General features: G+C 72.0%; 17 protein-coding genes. 2 read left to right on the top strand and 15 right to left on the bottom strand.

The window, feature by feature from the left end; genetic code table 11:
* Positions 1 to 12 precede the first annotated feature (12 nt).
* From serA to ACFWN1_RS14225, 6 genes are all read right to left on the bottom strand, one after another.
* Positions 13 to 1,614, bottom strand: coding sequence for a phosphoglycerate dehydrogenase (serA, locus tag ACFWN1_RS14250; RefSeq protein WP_384361159.1), 1,602 nt, complete (start codon positions 1,612 to 1,614; stop codon positions 13 to 15).
* A 184-nt stretch (positions 1,615 to 1,798) separates the two neighbouring features.
* On the bottom strand, positions 1,799 to 2,797 hold the full coding sequence (gene ilvC / locus ACFWN1_RS14245) for a ketol-acid reductoisomerase (protein WP_384361156.1): 999 nt from the start codon (positions 2,795 to 2,797) through the stop codon (positions 1,799 to 1,801).
* A 110-nt stretch (positions 2,798 to 2,907) separates the two neighbouring features.
* Positions 2,908 to 3,432, bottom strand: a complete 525-nt coding sequence (gene ilvN, locus ACFWN1_RS14240) for an acetolactate synthase small subunit (protein ID WP_161189469.1) — start codon at positions 3,430 to 3,432, stop codon at positions 2,908 to 2,910.
* Between the two features lie 32 nt (positions 3,433 to 3,464).
* Positions 3,465 to 5,315, bottom strand: a complete 1,851-nt coding sequence (locus ACFWN1_RS14235; RefSeq protein ID WP_384361151.1) for an acetolactate synthase large subunit — start codon at positions 5,313 to 5,315, stop codon at positions 3,465 to 3,467.
* Positions 5,316 to 5,577: 262 nt separating this feature from the next.
* A complete protein-coding gene (locus ACFWN1_RS14230) occupies positions 5,578 to 8,580 on the bottom strand; it encodes a putative bifunctional diguanylate cyclase/phosphodiesterase (protein ID WP_384361162.1) in 3,003 nt (1,000 codons plus the stop codon).
* A 383-nt stretch (positions 8,581 to 8,963) separates the two neighbouring features.
* Positions 8,964 to 9,917, bottom strand: coding sequence for a 2-hydroxyacid dehydrogenase (locus ACFWN1_RS14225; protein WP_384361148.1), 954 nt, complete (start codon positions 9,915 to 9,917; stop codon positions 8,964 to 8,966).
* 75 nt (positions 9,918 to 9,992) lie between these two features.
* Between ACFWN1_RS14225 and ACFWN1_RS14220 the strand changes: the two genes are divergently transcribed.
* Positions 9,993 to 11,144, top strand: a complete 1,152-nt coding sequence (locus ACFWN1_RS14220) for a PQQ-dependent sugar dehydrogenase (RefSeq protein ID WP_384361146.1) — start codon at positions 9,993 to 9,995, stop codon at positions 11,142 to 11,144.
* Positions 11,145 to 11,178: 34 nt separating this feature from the next.
* Here ACFWN1_RS14220 and ACFWN1_RS14215 read toward each other — a convergent pair whose 3' ends face one another.
* The 9 genes from ACFWN1_RS14215 to ACFWN1_RS14175 form a co-directional block, all read right to left on the bottom strand.
* On the bottom strand, positions 11,179 to 11,739 hold the full coding sequence (locus ACFWN1_RS14215) for a hypothetical protein (RefSeq protein WP_384361143.1): 561 nt from the start codon (positions 11,737 to 11,739) through the stop codon (positions 11,179 to 11,181).
* 35 nt (positions 11,740 to 11,774) lie between these two features.
* Positions 11,775 to 12,350: a GNAT family N-acetyltransferase gene (locus tag ACFWN1_RS14210; RefSeq protein WP_384361140.1), complete on the bottom strand. Its 576-nt coding sequence runs from the start codon at positions 12,348 to 12,350 to the stop codon at positions 11,775 to 11,777.
* Positions 12,351 to 12,399: 49 nt separating this feature from the next.
* Positions 12,400 to 12,744: a hypothetical protein gene (locus tag ACFWN1_RS14205; protein WP_384361137.1), complete on the bottom strand. Its 345-nt coding sequence runs from the start codon at positions 12,742 to 12,744 to the stop codon at positions 12,400 to 12,402.
* A gap of 104 nt (positions 12,745 to 12,848) precedes the next feature.
* Positions 12,849 to 14,363: an Asp-tRNA(Asn)/Glu-tRNA(Gln) amidotransferase subunit GatB gene (gene gatB, locus ACFWN1_RS14200; RefSeq protein WP_384361134.1), complete on the bottom strand. Its 1,515-nt coding sequence runs from the start codon at positions 14,361 to 14,363 to the stop codon at positions 12,849 to 12,851.
* Positions 14,364 to 14,379: 16 nt separating this feature from the next.
* Positions 14,380 to 14,619 carry a hypothetical protein gene (locus ACFWN1_RS14195; RefSeq protein ID WP_086696013.1) on the bottom strand — a complete coding sequence of 80 codons (240 nt, stop codon included), beginning with the start codon at positions 14,617 to 14,619 and terminating at the stop codon, positions 14,380 to 14,382.
* Positions 14,616 to 16,109, bottom strand: coding sequence for an Asp-tRNA(Asn)/Glu-tRNA(Gln) amidotransferase subunit GatA (gene gatA / locus ACFWN1_RS14190; protein WP_384361131.1), 1,494 nt, complete (start codon positions 16,107 to 16,109; stop codon positions 14,616 to 14,618). Before gatA ends, ACFWN1_RS14195 begins: the two co-directional genes overlap by 4 nt.
* 6 nt (positions 16,110 to 16,115) lie before the next feature.
* A complete protein-coding gene (gatC, locus tag ACFWN1_RS14185) occupies positions 16,116 to 16,412 on the bottom strand; it encodes an Asp-tRNA(Asn)/Glu-tRNA(Gln) amidotransferase subunit GatC (protein ID WP_018544665.1) in 297 nt (98 codons plus the stop codon).
* A gap of 90 nt (positions 16,413 to 16,502) precedes the next feature.
* Complete coding sequence (locus ACFWN1_RS14180) at positions 16,503 to 16,955, bottom strand: hypothetical protein (protein ID WP_384361128.1); 453 nt, start codon at positions 16,953 to 16,955, stop codon at positions 16,503 to 16,505.
* 1 nt (position 16,956) lies between these two features.
* Positions 16,957 to 17,130, bottom strand: a complete 174-nt coding sequence (locus ACFWN1_RS14175) for a hypothetical protein (RefSeq protein ID WP_384361125.1) — start codon at positions 17,128 to 17,130, stop codon at positions 16,957 to 16,959.
* A gap of 199 nt (positions 17,131 to 17,329) precedes the next feature.
* Here ACFWN1_RS14175 and ACFWN1_RS14170 point away from each other — a divergent pair, with 199 nt between their 5' ends.
* Positions 17,330 to 18,268: a GlxA family transcriptional regulator gene (locus tag ACFWN1_RS14170; protein WP_384361122.1), complete on the top strand. Its 939-nt coding sequence runs from the start codon at positions 17,330 to 17,332 to the stop codon at positions 18,266 to 18,268.
* The last annotated feature ends 40 nt before the right edge of the window (positions 18,269 to 18,308 follow it).

Here is an 18,308-nt window from a genome sequence, read left to right as displayed (position 1 = left end):
CTCAGGTACGGCTCAGACCAGGTTGACCGAACGGGCGGAGGTCGCCCCGATCTCCTGGGCCAGCTCGGTCAGCGTGGCCGGCGCGACGGTGTCGTCCACGGTCAGCACGGCCAGCGCCTCGCCGCCGGCCGCCGCGCGGGCCACCTGCATCCCGGCGATGTTGATACCCGCCTCGCCGAGGACCCGGCCGACGGTGCCGACGACACCGGGGCGGTCCTCGTAGCGCAGGACGACCATGTGCTCGGCGAGCGCCAGGTCCACGTCGTAGTCGCCGACCGCGACGATCTTCTGGACGTGCTTGGGGCCGGCCAGCGTGCCGGAGACCGACACCTCCTCGCCGCCCGCGAGGGTGCCGCGCACGGTGACCACGTTGCGGTGGTCGGCCGACTCGGAGCTGGTGGTCAGGCGGACCTCGACACCGCGCTCCTGCGCGAACAGCGGGGCGTTGACATAGGAGACCGTCTCGTCCACCACGTCCTCGAACACACCCTTGAGTGCGGAGAGTTCGAGCACCTTCACATCGTGCTGGGTGATCTCGCCGTACACCTCGACATCGAGGCGGGCCGCGACCTCGCCCGCGAGGGCGGTGAAGATGCGGCCGAGGCGCTCGGCCAGCGGCAGACCCGGCTTCACGTCCTCGGCGATGACACCGCCCTGGACGTTCACCGCGTCCGGCACCAGCTCACCGGCAAGGGCGAGGCGCACCGAACGGGCCACCGCGACACCCGCCTTCTCCTGGGCCTCGTCGGTGGAGGCGCCCAGGTGCGGGGTGCAGACCACCTGGTCCAGCTCGAACAGCGGGGAGTCGACGCACGGCTCCTTCGCGTACACGTCGAGCCCGGCGCCGGCGACCCGGCCCTCCTTCAGCGCCGCGTACAGCGCGGCCTCGTCGACGATGCCGCCGCGCGCGGCGTTGACGATACGCACGGTCGGCTTGACCTTGCGCAGCGCCTCGTCGCCGATGAGGCCGAGGGTCTCGGGGGTCTTGGGCAGGTGGACGGTGATGAAGTCGGAGACCTCCAGCAGCTCGTCCAGCGACAGCACCTTGACGCCGATCTGCGCGGCCCGCGCGGGCTGTACGTAGGGGTCGTAGGCGACGACCTTCATCCCGAAGGCGGACATCCGCTGGGCGACCAGGGCGCCGATGCGGCCGAGGCCGACCACGCCGAGGGTCTTCTCGGCCAGCTCGACGCCGGTGTACTTGCTGCGCTTCCACTCGCCGTTCTTCAGGGCGGTGTTGGCCTGCGGGATGTTGCGCGCGCTGGCCACGAGCAGACCGCAGGCCAGCTCGGCGGCGGTGACGATGTTGGAGGTGGGGGCGTTGACGACCATCACGCCGGCCTTGGTGGCGGCGGAGACGTCGACGTTGTCGAGGCCGACGCCCGCTCGTGCGACGACCTTCAGCTTCCTGGCCGCGGCGATCGCCTCGGCGTCGACCTTGGTCGCGGAGCGGACGAGGATCGCGTCCACGTCGGCGATGGCGGGCAGCAGTTCTGCGCGGTCGGCTCCGTTGCAGTGCCGGATCTCGAAGTCCGGCCCGAGCGCGTCCACGGTCGCGGGCGACAGCTCTTCAGCGATGAGTACCGTGGCTTTTCGAGTGGGGTACGAGCTCACGTGAGTCCTCACAAGTCCAGTGCGGACGGCCGTCCCGACGGCCGCTGGCGGTGGAGGGTGCTAGCCGCGTGGAAGACGCACGACACTGTGGGCCTGACGCGTTTGTTGTGCAGCAGTGTAGTGGCGCGGCGGCCTGCCGGGCGGCACCCCGCCAAGGGTGGCGCCCGGCGGGCCGCATTCGGGCTCACGCCTCTTCGTCGACCCAGGACATCAGCTTGCGCAGCTTCTTGCCGGTGGTCTCCAGCAGGTGCTCGGAGTCCTGCTTCTTGTACTCGGCGTACTTCTTCAGGCCACCGTGGTACTCGTCCATCCAGTTCTTGGCGAAGGAGCCGTCCTGGATCTCGGCGAGGACCTTCTTCATCTCGGCCTTGGTGGCGTCGGTGATGATCCGCGGGCCGGTGACGTAGTCGCCCCACTCGGCGGTCTCGGAGATGGACCAGCGCATCTTCTCCAGGCCGCCCTCGTACATGAGGTCGACGATCAGCTTCAGCTCGTGCAGGCACTCGAAGTAGGCGATCTCCGGCTGGTACCCGGCCTCGGTCAGCGTCTCGAAACCCGCCTTGACCAGGGCGGCGGTACCGCCGCAGAGCACGGCCTGCTCACCGAACAGGTCGGTCTCGGTCTCCTCGGTGAAGGTGGTCTTGATGACGCCGGCCCGGGTGCCGCCGATGGCCTTGGCGTACGACAGGGCCAGCGGGAAGGCGTCGCCGGTGGGGTCCTGCTCGACCGCGACGATACAGGGCACGCCGCGCCCCTCCTCGTACTGGCGGCGGACCAGGTGGCCGGGGCCCTTGGGGGCGACCATGCAGACGTCGACCTCGGCCGGGGGCTTGATGAAGCCGAAGCGGATGTTGAAGCCGTGGCCGAAGAACAGCGCGTCGCCGTCCTCCAGGTTCGGGGCGATGGACTCCTCGTAGACCTGGGCCTGCAGCGGGTCCGGGACCAGGATCATGATGACCTCGGCCTCGGCGGCGGCCTCGGCCGGGGTGACCACGCGCAGGCCCTGCTCCTCGGCCTTGGCGCGGGACTTGGAGGTCTCGGGCAGACCGACGCGGACGTCGACGCCCGAGTCCCGCAGCGACAGGGCGTGGGCGTGGCCCTGGCTGCCGTAGCCGATGACCGCGACCTTGCGGCCCTGGATGGTGGACAGGTCGGCGTCGGCGTCGTAGAACAGCTCGGCCACTGGTTCTCTCCTTGAGGTGCGGGGCTTGCGTCCACCGTATTGCGGTGGGGGGACGGAAGGTTTCGGGGTCTCGGCATCCGGTCGCCCTCTCCGGGCGGCCGGGCCGGTGCTCACGCCGTGCGGTCGAGGGCGCGCAGGGAGCGGTCGGTGATGGAGCGGGAGCCGCGTCCGATGGCGATGGTGCCGGACTGCACCAGCTCCTTGATGCCGAAGGGCTCCAGCATTTTCAGCATCGCGGACAGCTTGTCGCCGGAGCCGGTGGCCTCGATGGTGACGGCCTCCGGGGAGACGTCGACGGTCTTGGCGCGGAACAGCTGGACGATCTCCACGATCTGCGAGCGGGTCTCGTTGTCCGCGCGGACCTTCACCAGAACGAGTTCACGCTGAACGGCCTGTCCGGGCTCCAGCTCGACGATCTTCAGCACGTTGACGAGCTTGTTGAGCTGCTTGGTCACCTGCTCCAGCGGCAGATCCTCGACGTTCACCACGATGGTGATGCGGGAGATGTCGGCGTGCTCGGTGACACCCACCGCGAGGGAGTCGATGTTGAAGCCGCGCCGGGAGAAGAGGGCGGCGATCCGGGCGAGGATGCCCGGTGTGTTCTCCACCAGGACGGAGAGCGTGTGCTTGGACATGGGTCGTGGTCTCTCTCGCTCGAATCCGCTTGTCAGTCCTGGTCGCCGTCGCCGAAGTCGGGGCGCACGCCCCGCGCGGCCATGACCTCGTCGTTGGAGGTGCCGGCGGCCACCATCGGCCACACCATCGCGTCCTCGTGGACGATGAAGTCGACGACGACCGGACGGTCGTTGACCGCGTTCGCCTCCTCGATGACCTTGTCCAGGTCCTCGGGGCGCTCGCAGCGGATGGCGTAGCAGCCCATCGCCTCGGACAGCTTCACGAAGTCGGGGACGCGGGTGCCGGCGCCGGGGCCCGCGGGTCCGTCGGGGCCGGAGTGCAGGACGGTGTTGGAGTAGCGCTGGTTGTAGAACAGGGTCTGCCACTGGCGGACCATGCCGAGGGCGCCGTTGTTGATGATGGCGACCTTGATCGGGATGTTGTTCAGGGCGCAGGTGGTCAGTTCCTGGTTGGTCATCTGGAAGCAGCCGTCGCCGTCGATCGCCCAGACCGTGCGGCTGGGCTGTCCGGCCTTGGCGCCCATCGCGGCCGGGACCGCGTACCCCATGGTTCCCGCGCCGCCGGAGTTGAGCCAGGTCGCGGGCTGCTCGTACTGGATGAAGTGGGCCGACCACATCTGGTGCTGGCCGACGCCCGCCGCGAAGATCGTGTCGGCGGGGGCGAGCCGGCCGATCCGCTCGATGACCGCCTGCGGGGAGAGCGAGCCGTCCTCGGGCTTCTCGTAGCCGAGGGGGTAGGTGTCCCGCCAGCGGTTCAGGTCGCTCCACCAGGCGGTGTGGTCGCCGCGGTGGCCCTCGTCGTGCTCCTTGCGCACGGCCTGGATCAGGTCGGCCAGCACTTCGCGGGCGTCACCGACGATCGGCACGTCGGCCTCGCGGTTCTTGCCGATCTCGGCCGGGTCGATGTCGGCGTGCACGACCTTGGCGTAGGGCGCGAAGCTGTCCAGCCGGCCGGTGACGCGGTCGTCGAAGCGGGCGCCGAGGGCGACGATCAGGTCGGCCTTCTGCAGCGCGGTGACGGCGGTGACCGAGCCGTGCATGCCGGGCATGCCCACGTGCTGCGGGTGGCTGTCGGGGAAGGCGCCGAGTGCCATCAGGGTGGTGGTGACCGGGGCGCCGGTCAACTCGGCGAGGACCTTCAGCTCGGCGGTGGCGCCGGCCTTGATGACGCCACCGCCGACGTAGAGGACGGGCCGCCTGGCGCTGGTGATCAGCTTGGCGGCCTCGCGGATCTGCTTGGCGTGCGGCTTGGTCACCGGGCGGTAGCCGGGCAGGTCCAGCACGGGCGGCCAGGAGAAGGTGGTCTTCGCCTGGAGGGCGTCCTTGGCGATGTCGACCAGGACCGGGCCGGGGCGGCCGGTGGAGGCGATGTGGAACGCCTGAGCGATGACCTGCGGGATGTCCCCGGCTCTGGTGACCAGGAAGTTGTGCTTGGTGATCGGCATGGAGATGCCGACGATGTCCGCCTCCTGGAAGGCGTCGGTACCGATCGCCTTGGACGCGACCTGCCCGGTGATCGCCACCACCGGCACCGAGTCCATGTGCGCGTCGGCGATGGGAGTGACCAGGTTGGTGGCGCCCGGCCCCGAGGTGGCCATGCAGACCCCGACCTTGCCGGTGGCCTGGGCGTAACCGGTGGCCGCGTGCCCCGCGCCCTGCTCGTGGCGGACCAGCACATGGCGGACCCGGGTGGAGTCCATCAGGGGGTCGTACGCCGGGAGGATCGCGCCGCCGGGGATGCCGAACACCGTGTCCGCGCCGACCTCTTCGAGGGAACGGATGAGGGACTGCGCACCCGTCACATGCTCGACGGTGGCGGAGTGCTGTCCTCCGGATCGGGGCCGCGGCTGCGGATGGTGGGCCCCGGTGGCCTGCTCGGTCATCGGCTTCTCTTCTCGAGCTTGAGGGTTTTCACGAGGTGTGAGCGGTACAGGCCGCTGTGTGGGCGGAGCGGGGGCGGCACGAAGGGCACTCGTGCAACAAAAAACCCCTCGTGCCGCAAGGGCAGGCGAGGGGAGCGCGTCGGGGAGGTCACTGAGCGTTCCGGACGTTGTCCGGTCGCTGCTCGGTTCAGCCGACGCGCTTTCCAAGTACGAGAATTCGGGTGCGCATGGCATTGACCCTCCCTCCGGCGCGCACCGTGTGTCAAGTGGGTGGGACAGCCGTCTCATCATGTGAGCGGAGGGTGGTGGCGCCGAACACCGTGGACATGCTCCCGGAGTACCGCCCGACGCCCTTTCCGGCGAACACCGGTTCGGCGGGGGCGTGCGGCACGGGGAAGCGGCCGGAGGCGAGCGCCCGGCGCAGCCGGTACTCGTCCACCGGCCCGGCGAACGCCATACCCTGGCCGTGGGTACAGCCCATGGCACGCAGCGCGACGATCTGTTCCGGCAGGTCCACGCCCTCGGCGACGGACTGGAGGCCGAGGTCGCCCGCGATACGCAGCAGCCCGCTGGTGATCTTGTGCAGCCGGGCGGACTCCACGACGCCCTCGATCAGCCCGCGGTCGAGCTTGAGGATGTCCACGGGGAGTCTGCGCAGGGCGGTGATGGCCGCGTAGCCGCTGCCGAAGCCGTCGAGCGCGATCCGTACCCCGAGGCGGCTGAGCGCGGTCAGGCGCCGCTCCAGCTCGTCCAGGGAGATCCGGGGGTCGGTGCCGGACACCTCGATGATCAGCGCGCCGGGCGGCAGCCCGTGCCGGGTCAGCAGCGCCTCGATGGAGCCCAGCGGCAGGGAGCGGTCCAGCAGCCGCCGGGCGCTCATCCGGACGGCCACCGGGACGACGAGGCCGCCCGCGGCCCGCTCGGCGGCCTGCTCGACCGCTTCCTGGAGTATCCAGCGCTCCAGCTCGGTCGTGCGGTCGCCCTCGTCGGCCACGCGCAGGAACTCGGCCGGGGTGAACAGCACACCCTGGGCCGAGCGCCAGCGCGCGTGGGTGGCGACCGAGGCGATCCGGCCACCGGCGAGGCAGACCACCGGCTGGTGCAGCAGCGCGAACTCGCCCTCGTGCAGCGCGGCTCGCAACCGCCCCGCCAGCTCGGCCTTACGGACGACGTCCTGCTGCATCTGGGGCTTGTACAGCTCCACCCGGCCCTTGCCGCCGGCCTTGGCGCGGTACATCGCCAGGTCGGCGTTGCGCAGCAGCTCACCCGCGCCGAGACCTGGTTCGGCGAAGGAGACGCCGATGGAGGCGTTGACCCGGACATCGTTGCCGTCGATGGCGTAGGGCTGCGAAAGGGTCATCCTGAGCCGGTCGGCCAGCTCCAGGATGTGCCGCTCCCGGGCGGCGCGGTCGCGGGTGCCGTCGCCGGTGATCAGGGCCGCGAACTCGTCCCCGCCGAGCCGGGAGGCGGTGTCCCCCTGGCGGACGGAGTCCTGGAGTCTGCGCGCGGCCTGGATCAGCAGCTCGTCCCCGGCCTGGTGGCCGATGGTGTCGTTGACGGCCTTGAAGCCGTCCAGGTCGATGAAGAGGACGGCGGTGCCACGCAGGGCGGCGCCCCGGTCGGTGGCCCGGCGTCCGGACAGGGCCTGCTGGACGCGCCGGGTGAACAGCGCGCGGTTGGGCAGGTCGGTGAGCGGGTCGTGCTCGGCGTTGTGCTGGAGCTGGGCCTGGAGCCGCACCCGCTCGGTCACGTCACGGCTGTTGAAGATCAGACCGCCGTGGTGGCGGTTGACGGTGGACTCCACGTTGAGCCAGCCTCCCCCGCCCGAGCGGAAGCGGCACTCGATGCGGGTGGTGGGTTGGGCCAGCGGGTCGGCGGCCAGGAAGCGGCGCACCTCGTACACCACGCAGTCCAGATCCTCGGGGTGGATGAGGGCCGCCAGTTCCATGCCGATCAGGGCCTCGGCGGTGCTGCCGTAGACCCCGGCGGCGGCCGGGGAGACGTAGCGCAGCACGCCGTTGGGCGCGGCGATCATGATGACGTCGCTGGAGCCCTGGACCAGGGAGCGGAAGTGGTTCTCCTTCTGCGCCAGTTCCTGGGTGAGGGTGATGTTGTCCAGCAGCATGATGCCCTGGCGGATGACGAGGGCGAGCACCACGGCACCGGCGGTGATCAGCACCACGTGGTCGGGCCGGCGCCCGTTGAGCACGTTGTACAGGATGCCCAGGGTGCAGACGGCGGCGGCGAGGTACGGGGTGAGGGCGGCGAGGGAGCCGGTGAGCGGCCGGCCGGCCGGATAGCGGTGGCCCTCCGTGCCCGGTGGATGCGCTTGCGCGGTGACCGGTCCGCGCTGGCCCGGCACATGCTCGTGCACCACGCGGGTGTGCCCGTCCGGCGCGCCCCGGTCGCCCTCGCGCCCTCGGGGGGCGGCCCAGGGGGCGTACGCGAGCAGCAGGGAGCCCGCGAACCAGCCCGCGTCCAGCAGCTGCCCGGAGCGGTAACTGCTGTGGAGCAGCGGGGAGGTGAAGAGCGCGTCGCACATCACGGTGAGCGCGAGGGCGCCGATCGCTGTGTTGACGGCGGTGCGGTTGCCCGGACTGCGCCTGAAGTGCAGCGCGAGCACCATGCTGACGAGCACGATGTCGAGCAGCGGGTAGGCCAGCGAGAGGGCGGTGTGTTCGACGCTCGGCCCGTCGATCCGGGCGGTCTGGGCGAGCGCGAGGCTCCAGGAGAGGGTGAGCAGCGAGCCGCCGATGAGCCAGGCGTCCAGCGTGAGACAGATCCAGCCGGCCCGGCTCACGGGGCGTTTGGCGAGGACCAGCAGGCCCACGATGGCGGGCGGCGCGAAGCAGAGGAAGAACAGGTCGGCGTAGCTCGGACTGGGCACGGCACGGTCGAGGACGACCTCGTACCACCCCCAGACCGCGTTGCCCAGGGCGGCCATCGCGGAGGAGAGGGCGAAGAGCAGCCAGGCGGGGCGGAAGCGGACACGGCGGCTGCGGGCGTAGAGGAAGCAGGAGACCGCGGCGGTGCCGGCCGCCGCGCTGAGCCCGAAGTCGCCCATGACCAGCGCGAGTTGCTGATCACCCCAGTCGAAGGCCGAGCCGATGCCGTAGGCCGCGCAGAGCACGGCGAGGGCGAGCTGCTGGGCCAGGCGCGATCCGTCGCCGGGCACCGGCGGCGGGGCCGGGGTCGTACGGACGGGCCGCCGCGGTGCGGGGGGCGCCCCGTCGGGCGCGGTCGTGGTCACCGGCGGCGCGCTCACCGCGCCCTCCCGGTGCGGGCCGCGCCGGGGCACCTCGGGGGCCGGTGCGGATGCCTCCGCCGGGCGCCCGGCCGGGGGTGCGGGCCGGGCCGGCTCAGGTGCCGCTCGTGCCCGTGCGCGGTCGTGCGCCAGGGTCGCCGTCGGCGGCTCCGCCGCGTCGGATCGTTCGTCCATAGGCCGTGCATCGCCCGTCGCCCCCCTCACAGAGCTGAATGTCCATCCCCGCCGCCGACCGGTCGGCGGCGCACCCCTGTCGGGACGATACACCAGGATCGTCACTCAGGGACATAGCTTCTCTACTCTCCGTGACGACCAGCGACTATGCGGGCACACACCGCTCCCGGAGGGTCGCGGAGGGTGCCCGCGAGCCGGCGCCGGGCGGCTCACGCCCCGGTGGTGAGGACCACGTGGCGCAGTGGCTCATGGTTCACGAACCGGGTCAGCTGGTCCACCAGAAGCCGCTCGGCGCGCGGCCGGAACGCCGAACTGGCGCCGCCCACATGCGGGGTGATCAGCACGCCCGGCGCCCGCCACAGCGGATGGCCCGGCGGCAGCGGCTCGGGGTCGGTGACGTCGAGCGCGGCGGTGAGGCGCCCGCTCTCCAGCTCCTTGAGCAGCGCCCCGGTGTCGACCACGGGTCCCCGCGCGACGTTGACGAGCAGGGCGCCGTCCTTCATCCGGGCGAGGAAGCCGGCGTCCACCATGCCCCGGGTCTCGTCGGTGAGGGGCGTGGAGAGGATCACCACGTCGGCCTCCGGGAGCAGGGCGGGCAGTTCGGTGAGCGGATGCACGGCCCCGCGCGCGGTGGTGCGCCCGGAGCGCGCCACCCGGATCACGCGCTCCACCTCGAAGGACGCGAGCCGGTCCTCGATGGCGGAGCCGATGGCGCCGTAGCCGACGATGAGCACCTTCCGGTCGGCGAGAGCGGGCCGGAACACGCCTTGCCAATGCTCGTCGCCCTGGGCCCGGACGAACCCCGGAATCCCGCGCAGCGAGGCCAGGACGAGGGTGAGGGCCAGCTCGGCGGTGCTGGTGTCGTGGACGCCGCTGGCGTTGCAGAGCCGTACGCCGGGGGCCACCTCGCCGAGGCCGGCGGTGATGTCGTCCACCCCGGCGGTGAGGGTCTGGATCACGCGGAGCCCGGTCATGGCCCGCAGCGGACGCGTCTTGACGGGCTGACGCCGCATATAGGGCACCACGTACAGCGCGCAGTCCGCCGGATCGCCGGGAAAGTCCTGCTCACCGTCGTCGCCCCCGTTCCAGAAGAGGTAGCGGGGGCCTTCGGGGAGGCCCTTGATCTCCTCGGGCGGGAGGGGCAGCCAGACGTCATAGGTCATGGCGAGGAGGGTAGTTCAGGAGACGGGGCGGCTCTGGCCGGTCAGCAGTGCTGGTGCGCCCCCCGCGAAGGGACTGTGACCGTGCGAAGCCGAACCGCGCCCGCCGTACTCGCCGTGACCGCGTTGCTGCTGGCCGCGGGCTGCTCCTCGGACGGGGGTGACGGGCGGGCAGCGCCCTCCGGGGGCACGGTGACCGCGACGGACCGGTCCCCTGCCGAGACCGGCCCGCCCGCCGAGGGCTCGGTCAGCGTGCTGCGTACGGTCGCCGAGGGGCTGAGGAGCCCGTGGGGGCTGGCCCCGCTGCCGGACGGGAACCTGCTGGTCTCCTCCCGCGACGACGCCACCCTCACCCGGATCGACGCGAGGACGGGCGGGAAGACGGTGGCGGGCCGGATCTCCGGGGTCGAACCGGCCGGTGAGGGCGGCCTGCTGGGCATCGCCCTCTCCCCCGGCTTCGCCTCGGACCACATGGTCTACGCGTACTTCACCTCCGCGTCCGACAACCGCGTCGTCCGCGTCCGGTACGACGAGAAGCGGGCCCCCGGTGATCGGCTGGGCGCCCCCGACACCGTGTTCAAGGGCATCCCCAAGGGCCGCATCCACAACGGCGGCAGGATCGCCTTCGGCCCGGACGGCATGCTGTACGTGGGTACCGGGGAGAGCGGCAGCCGCGATCTCGCCCCGGACAAGAAGTCCCTGGGCGGCAAGATCCTCCGGATCACCCCGGAGGGCGAGCCGGCGCCGGGCAACCCCTTCGGCCGCTCCCCGGTGTACTCCTACGGCCACCGCAATGTGCAGGGTCTCGCCTGGGACGCCCGGCAGCGGCTGTTCGCCTCGGAGTTCGGGCAGGACACCTGGGACGAGCTGAACGCGATCAAGCCCGGCGGCGACTACGGCTGGCCCTCCGCCGAGGGGAAGGGCACCGACGGGCGCTTCCAGAACCCGCTGGCCCAGTGGCACACCGACGACGCGTCCCCGAGCGGTATCGCCTGCGTGGACGGCGTGATCTGGATGGCCGGGCTCCGCGGCGAGCGCCTGTGGCGCATCCCGCTGCGCTCCACCTCGGCGTCCGCCCCGCCGCAGGCGTTCCTGGACGGGAAGTACGGCCGGCTGCGCACGGTGGCCCCCGCCGGGAAGGACAGGCTGTGGCTGCTGACCAGCGACACCGACGGCCGCGGCGACCCGAAGAAGGGCGACGACCGGCTGCTGGAGCTGCGGGTCCGCTGACGGGGGCGGTACGGCACCGCCCCCGCCCGTGCGGTCAGCCCGCCGAGGGCAGGCCGAGCAGCGCGTCGGAGTACTTCAGCACGGCCAGGAGCAGGCCGATGACGCCGAGCGCGACACCGCCCCACGCGACGGACTTGATCCACGGGGCCTGCGGCGTGCCCGGCGCGCCGAACGCGGGGCGGGCGAGCACGGCCGCGCCCACGACCAGCGCGGCCACCGCGAAGAGGCCGGCCCACAGGGCGGTGGCGTGCCAGGCGTCGCCGTAGACCGCCTTGATCTGCTGGGCGACCCCGGCCTGGGACGAGGTCTTGAGCTGGCCCACGAGCTGGGCGCGGGCCGAGGCGACGGTGCCGACCCAGCCGCCGCTCAGCGAGACCAGGCCGAGGGCGGCGGACACCACGGCACCGGCACCCTGGCCGACCCCGGACGCGCGGCGCGGCTCGGTGGCGCCCGTGTCCTCGTCGGCCTCCCGCTGCTCGGGTGCCTGGGCTTCCTCCGCCACGGCGGTCTCCGTGACCGTCTCGGTCTCCGTGACCGTCTCGTCGTGCTGCGCGCCGGTCTCGGACCCGGCGTCTTCCGCTGTCTTCGTAGCCATGACCGGCACCGTACGGACGAAGTCTGAGAGGCGTCTTAACGCCGGCTGTGCGCAGCGCCTTCGCGGGCCGCGTGCCACTCGGGGGCCAGTACCGCCCAGATCTCGGTGTCGGTGCGCACGCCCCGGTGGGGGTAGTTCTCGCGGAGCACGCCCTCGCGGCTCATGCCCAGGCGCCGGGCCACGTTGATGCTGGGCCGGTTGGCGGAGGAGGCGTGCCACTCCACGCGGTGCATGCCGCGCTCGCCGAAGGCCCAGTCGAGCAGGATCTCCATGCCCCGGGTGACCAGCCCGCGCCCGGCCGCCCCGGGTATCAGCCAGCAGCCCGCCTCCGCGACCCCGGTCGCGGTGTCCCAGAGCCGGAACATCAGGCCGCCGACGAGCGTGCCGTCCAGCCAGATGCCGTGCAGGCTGCCGGAGTCGGTGGCGCGCTTGTCGGCGTACCCCTTCAGATAGGCGCGGGCGGCGGCCAGGTCGGGCACCACGTCCGGCAGGCCGACATGGCGCCCGATGAACTCGCGCTCGCCGTCGATGTTGGCGAAGAGTTCCGCCGCGTGCCAGACCTCCAGGGGCCGCAGTTCGGCGCCGTCCTGGCCCAGGGGTGTCGCGTACATCGTGCTGTGGTTCCTTCCGCCCGGTTCTCCGGCCGAGCCTTTCACGGGCTCAGTCGAACTGGTCGCCGAGGGCCATGATCATGGTTCCGGCTATCAGCAGCCAGAGGGCACGACGGGTGTGGCCCCGGGCGCCGAGGAGGGCGGCGGCCGTGCAGACGGCGGCTCCGGCGGCGTACGCGGCGGGGACCAGGGCGGGCGCGGGGCCGCTCAGGCGGAGCAGGGCGGCCGCGGCACCGGCGAGGGTGAGGAGGGCTCCGGTGCCGGTGGCGAGCCAGCGGGCGCGGCGGGCCTCGTCGTGGAGGTCGGCGTCCTCTTCGTACCGGACGACGGGTCCGGCCCGTTCCGCCTCCTCGGCCTCGGCGGGTCCGGCGACGGAATCGGTACGTCCACTCATGGCGGGCGAGCGTAGCGCCCGCGCCTCCGGTGCCTCGTCGCGGCCCCCGGAAATCGAACATGGCCCCGGAGGACTCGCCTCCGGGGCCACGTCCGGCGCGGGACTCAGCCCTCGCTCACGCCCAGCCGGTCGAGGATCAGCTCCTTGACGCGGGCGGCGTCGGCCTGGCCACGGGTGGCCTTCATGACTGCGCCGACCAGCGCGCCGGCCGCCGCCACCTTGCCGCCGCGGATCTTGTCCGCGATGGCCGGGTTGCCGGCGATGGCCTCGTCGACGGCGGTGGTCAGCGCGCCCTCGTCGGAGACGACCTTCAGGCCGCGCTTCTCCACGACCTCGTCCGGAGTGCCCTCACCGGCGAGGATGCCCTCGATGACCTGGCGGGCCAGCTTGTCGTTGAGGTCACCCTTCACGACCAGCTCGGTGACGCGGGCGACCTGGGCCGGGGTGATGGCCAGCTCGTCCAGCGAGGTACCCGACTCGTTGGCGCTGCGGGCCAGCTCGCCCATCCACCACTTGCGGGCGAAGGCCGCGTCGGCACCGGCGTCGATGGTGGCGACGATCAGGTCCAGCGCACCGGCGTTGGTGATCGACTGCATGTCGGTGGCCGAGACGCCCCACTCCGCCAGCAGGCGGGTGCGGCGGGCCAGCGGCAGCTCGGGCAGCGCGGCGCGGATCTCCTCGACCCACTCGCGCGAGGGCGCCACCGGGACGAGGTCGGGCTCCGGGAAGTACCGGTAGTCCTCCGCCTCCTCCTTCACGCGGCCCGAGGTCGTGGACCCGGTGTCCTCGTGGAAGTGACGGGTCTCCTGGATGATGGTGCCGCCGGAGGAGAGCACGGCCGCGTGGCGCATGATCTCGAACCGGGCGGCACGCTCGACCGAGCGCAGCGAGTTGACGTTCTTCGTCTCGCTGCGCGTGCCGAACTTCTCGCGGCCGTGCGGGCGCAGCGACAGGTTCACGTCGCAGCGCATCTGGCCCATCTCCATGCGCGCCTCGGAGACACCGAGGGCCCGGATGACCTCACGCAGCTCGCGGACGTAGGCGCGCGCGACCTCGGGGGCCCGCTCGCCCGCGCCCTCGATGGGCTTGGTGACGATCTCGATGAGCGGGATGCCGGCGCGGTTGTAGTCCAGCAGGGAGTGGGACGCGCCGTGGATACGGCCGGTGGCGCCGCCGACGTGCGTCGACTTGCCGGTGTCCTCCTCCATGTGGGCGCGCTCGATCTCCACCCGGAAGGTCTCGCCGTCCTCCAGCTGTACGTCGAGGTAGCCGCCGAAGGCGATCGGCTCGTCGTACTGGGAGGTCTGGAAGTTCTTCGGCATGTCCGGATAGAAGTAGTTCTTCCGGGCGAAGCGGCACCACTCGGCGATCGAGCAGTTCAGCGCGAGGCCGATCTTGATCGCGGACTCGACGCCGGTCGCGTTGACGACCGGGAGCGCGCCGGGCATGCCGAGGCACACCGGGCAGGTCTGCGAGTTGGGCTCGGCACCCAGCTCGGTCGCACAGCCGCAGAACATCTTGGTGCGGGTGCCGAGTTCGACATGGACCTCAAGGCCCATGACGGGGTCGTACGAGGACAGCGCGTCCTCGTACGGCACCAGGTCGGTCGTGGTGGTCACGGTGAAAACTTCCCTCTCAGCCCAGCAGGACGTCGTCGTCGCCCAGCCGCTTCAGCTCGCGGTAGAGGATGGCGAGGCCGGTGACGATGGCTACGGCGGACACGGCGGCGTCGATCAGGCGCAGGGTGTCCTGCTCGGAACGGGCCTTCTTGATCTGCTTGGCCACGCCGACCGCGCTGAACGCGGTGCCGGCCATGGACAGGTACGTGCCGGACCTCGACTGCTTGAAGCCCTTGGCCTTGTTCAGTGCGCTCACAGCGACGGTGCCTCCTCGATCAGCGGGTGACCCCACTTTTCCACGAAGGCGGCCTCGACGGCGGCGCCGACCTTGTACAGCCTGTCGTCCTTCAGCGCCGGGGCGATGATCTGGAGGCCGACGGGGAGGTTGTCCTCGGGGGCGAGACCGCACGGCAGCGACATGGCCGCGTTGCCCGCGAGGTTCGTCGGGATGGTGCACAGGTCCGCGAGGTACATCGCCATCGGGTCGTCGGCGCGCTCGCCGATCGCGAAGGCGGTGGTCGGGGTCGTCGGGGAGACGATCACGTCGACCTGCTCGAACGCCTTCTCGAAGTCCCGCGTGATGAGGGTGCGGACCTTCTGCGCGGAGCCGTAGTAGGCGTCGTAGTAGCCGCTGGACAGGGCGTACGTGCCGAGCATGATGCGGCGCTTGACCTCGTCGCCGAAGCCGGCCTCCCGGGTGAGGGAGGTGACCTCCTCGGCCGAGTGGGTGCCGTCGTCGCCGGTGCGGCGGCCGTAGCGCAGGCCGTCGAAGCGGGCGAGGTTGGAGGAGCACTCGGACGGCGCGATCAGGTAGTACGCCGACAGCGCGAGGTCGAAGGACGGGCAGTCCAGCTCGACGATCTCGGCGCCCAGCTCCCTCAGCAGTTCGACGGACTCGTCGAAGCGCTGGAGGACACCGGCCTGGTAGCCCTCGCCGCGGAACTGCTTGACGACGCCGACCCGCATGCCCGCCACCGAGCCGTTGCGCGCGGCCTCGACGACCGGCGGGACGGGGGCGTCGATGGAGGTGGAGTCTAGCGGGTCGTGGCCCGCGATGACCTCGTGCAGCAGCGCCGCGTCCAGGACCGTGCGGGCGCAGGGGCCGCCCTGGTCCAGGGAGGAGGAGAAGGCGACCATGCCGTAGCGGGAGACCGAGCCGTAGGTCGGCTTGACGCCGACGGTGCCGGTGACGGCGGCCGGCTGGCGGATGGAGCCGCCGGTGTCGGTGCCGATGGCGAGCGGGGCCTCGTAGGAGGCGAGCGCGGCGGAGGAGCCGCCGCCGGAGCCGCCGGGGATCTTGGTGAGGTCCCAGGGGTTGCCGGTCGGGCCGTAGGCGCTGTTCTCGGTGGAGGACCCCATGGCGAACTCGTCCATGTTGGTCTTGCCGAGGATGACCACGTCGGCGGCCTTGAGGCGCTTGGTGAGCGTCGCGTCGTACGGCGGGAGCCAGCCCTCCAGGATCTTGGAGCCGACGGTGGTCGGGATGCCCTCGGTGGTGAAGATGTCCTTGAGGGCGAGCGGGACGCCGGCCAGCGGGCCGAGCCGCTCGCCGCGGGCGCGCTTGGCGTCCACCGCGCGGGCCTGCGCGAGGGCGCCCTCGCGGTCGACGTGCAGGAAGGCGTGCACCTTCTCGTCGACGGCGTCGATGCGCGCGAGGTGGGCCTCGGTGACCTCGACCGCGGTCAGCTCGCCGGAGGCGATCCTCCCGGCGATCTCGGCGGCCGTGAGCTTGATGATGTCGGTCATGACTTCTTAGTCCTCCCCCAGGATCTGCGGCACCTTGAAACGCTGCTGCTCCTGGGCGGGGGCGCCGGAGAGCGCCTGCGCGGGGGTGAGCGAGGGACGGACCTCGTCCGCCCGCATGACGTTCGTCAGCGGGAGCGGGTGCGAGGTCGGCGGTACGTCTTGGTCGGCGACCTCGCTGACGCGGGCGACCGCGCCGATGATGTCGTCGAGCTGGCCCGCGAAGTGGTCGAGCTCTTCGGGCTTCAGCTCCAGACGCGCCAGCCGGGCGAGGTGGGCGACCTCCTCGCGCGTGATGCCAGGCATGCAGCGATCCTCTGGGGTGAGTGCGTGTGCTTCGGGCCCAATCCTATGGGGCGTGGACGGATCGCCGTTAAACGGTTTCCCGGATACGGCTCAGGCTCCGGTGGTGGAGCCGGGGCGGACGATCATCAGGACGGTGACCGTGGCCCACAGCAGGTTGAAGACGCCGGTGAGCATGGCGAGGCGGGCGGCGGGGCTCGGTGTCCCGGGCGGGGCGTCGAGCGCGGCCTCCTGGGCGGGGAGGATCAGCAGGCCCAGGACGCCGGCCGCCGCCACGGTGAGGACGATCGAGGTGATCAGCCACCCGCTGCCGAGCACCCCCATGGCGCGCGCCGTGGCGAACCCGAACACGGGGACGACCACGCCGACCGCCGCGTAGACCCGGCAGATGCGGTGCAGCGTCCTGGGGCCCGCGAGAGCGTCGCGGCCACCGGGTTCGCGGTGGGCGTCGCGCAGCGCCCGCGGAAAGATGCTCGCGGCGACGGCGACCGGCCCGATCGCCAGTACGGCGGCCAGTACGTGGACGGAGAGAAGCAGTTTCGTCATGTCAGACGCCCACGGGTGCCAGGCCGCGCCGGCGCACGGTGGTCGGCGTGCGGCCCGGCACCACCGGGACCGGCTCGTCCTGCCGCCGTTCGCCCGCCTCCCCTGCGGGCACCTCGTGGGGGGCGATCACGTCGAGTGGGTCGAAGCCGTCGAACGGGACGGTGTGGGCGTGCATGGAAGGGGTCCTCCGGCTGGGCTGGGCCCGGTCCGCGCCGGGTTCACCCCGCACCCAACCAGCCGGCCGACTCTCGGCCCAGTGGCATTCGGGACACCCTGCGACGGGATAGTGCCATCGCGCGCGAAGGGCTTCTGAGCTGGCCGGAAGCCGGGGTCGGCCAGGCGTATGGCACTCCGTGGGCGCGTATGTTCGTGCCATGCACACCGTCGCCGTACTCGCGCTGGACCGGGTGATCCCGTTCGACCTGTCCGCCCCGATCGAGGTCTTCGGCCGCACCCGTCTCCCGGACGGCCGCTCCGGCTACCGCATCCGGGTGTGCGCGGAGCGTCCGGAGACCGACGCGGGTGCCTTCGCCCTGCGCGCGCCCTGGGGCCTGGAGGGCCTCGCGGGCGCCGACACGGTGATCGTGCCCGGTACCGCCGACCCCGCCGCCCCGCTCGCTCCCGCCGTCCGTGACGCGCTGCGGGCGGCCGCCGGGGAGGGCACGCGGATCGCCTCGATCTGTACGGGCACCTTCGTCCTGGCCGCCACCGGGCTGCTGGACGGGCTGCGGGCCACCACCCACTGGGCCGCGGCGGACCTGCTGGCCACCGCCCACCCGGAGATCGAGGTCGACCCGGACGTCCTGTACGTCGACAACGGCCAGATCCTGACCTCGGCCGGAGCCGCCGCGGGCCTGGACCTGTGCCTGCACATGATCCGCCGCGACTACGGCTCGGCGGTCGCCGCCGACGCCGCCCGGCTGTCCGTCATGCCCCTGGAGCGCGAGGGCGGGCAGGCGCAGTTCATCGTGCACGATCACGCGCCCGTACCGCACGGCTCCGCGTTCGAGCCGCTGCTCGACTGGCTGCGGGACAACCTGGGCGCCGATCTCACCCTCGCCGGCATCGCCGCGCACGCCGGGACCAGCAAGCGCACCCTGATCCGCCGCTTCCGCGAACAGACCGGCACCACACCGCTGCAGTGGCTGCACCGTGCCCGGGTCCGCCAGGCCCAGCATCTGCTGGAGACCACCGAGCAGTCCGTGGAACGCATCGGCGCCCAGGTCGGCTTCGGCTCGCCCACGGCCTTCCGCGACCGCTTCAAGCGCACCACCGGGGTCACCCCCCACGCCTACCGCCGCTCCTTCGGCTGACCGGTGGGCGGAGCACGGGCCGGGGGGGGATGAAACGTTA

This window comes from Streptomyces sp. NPDC058459 (assembly GCF_042721685.1).
Classification (GTDB): Bacteria; Actinomycetota; Actinomycetes; order Streptomycetales; family Streptomycetaceae; genus Streptomyces.
This window is presented reverse-complemented; position numbering and strand designations above follow the sequence as displayed.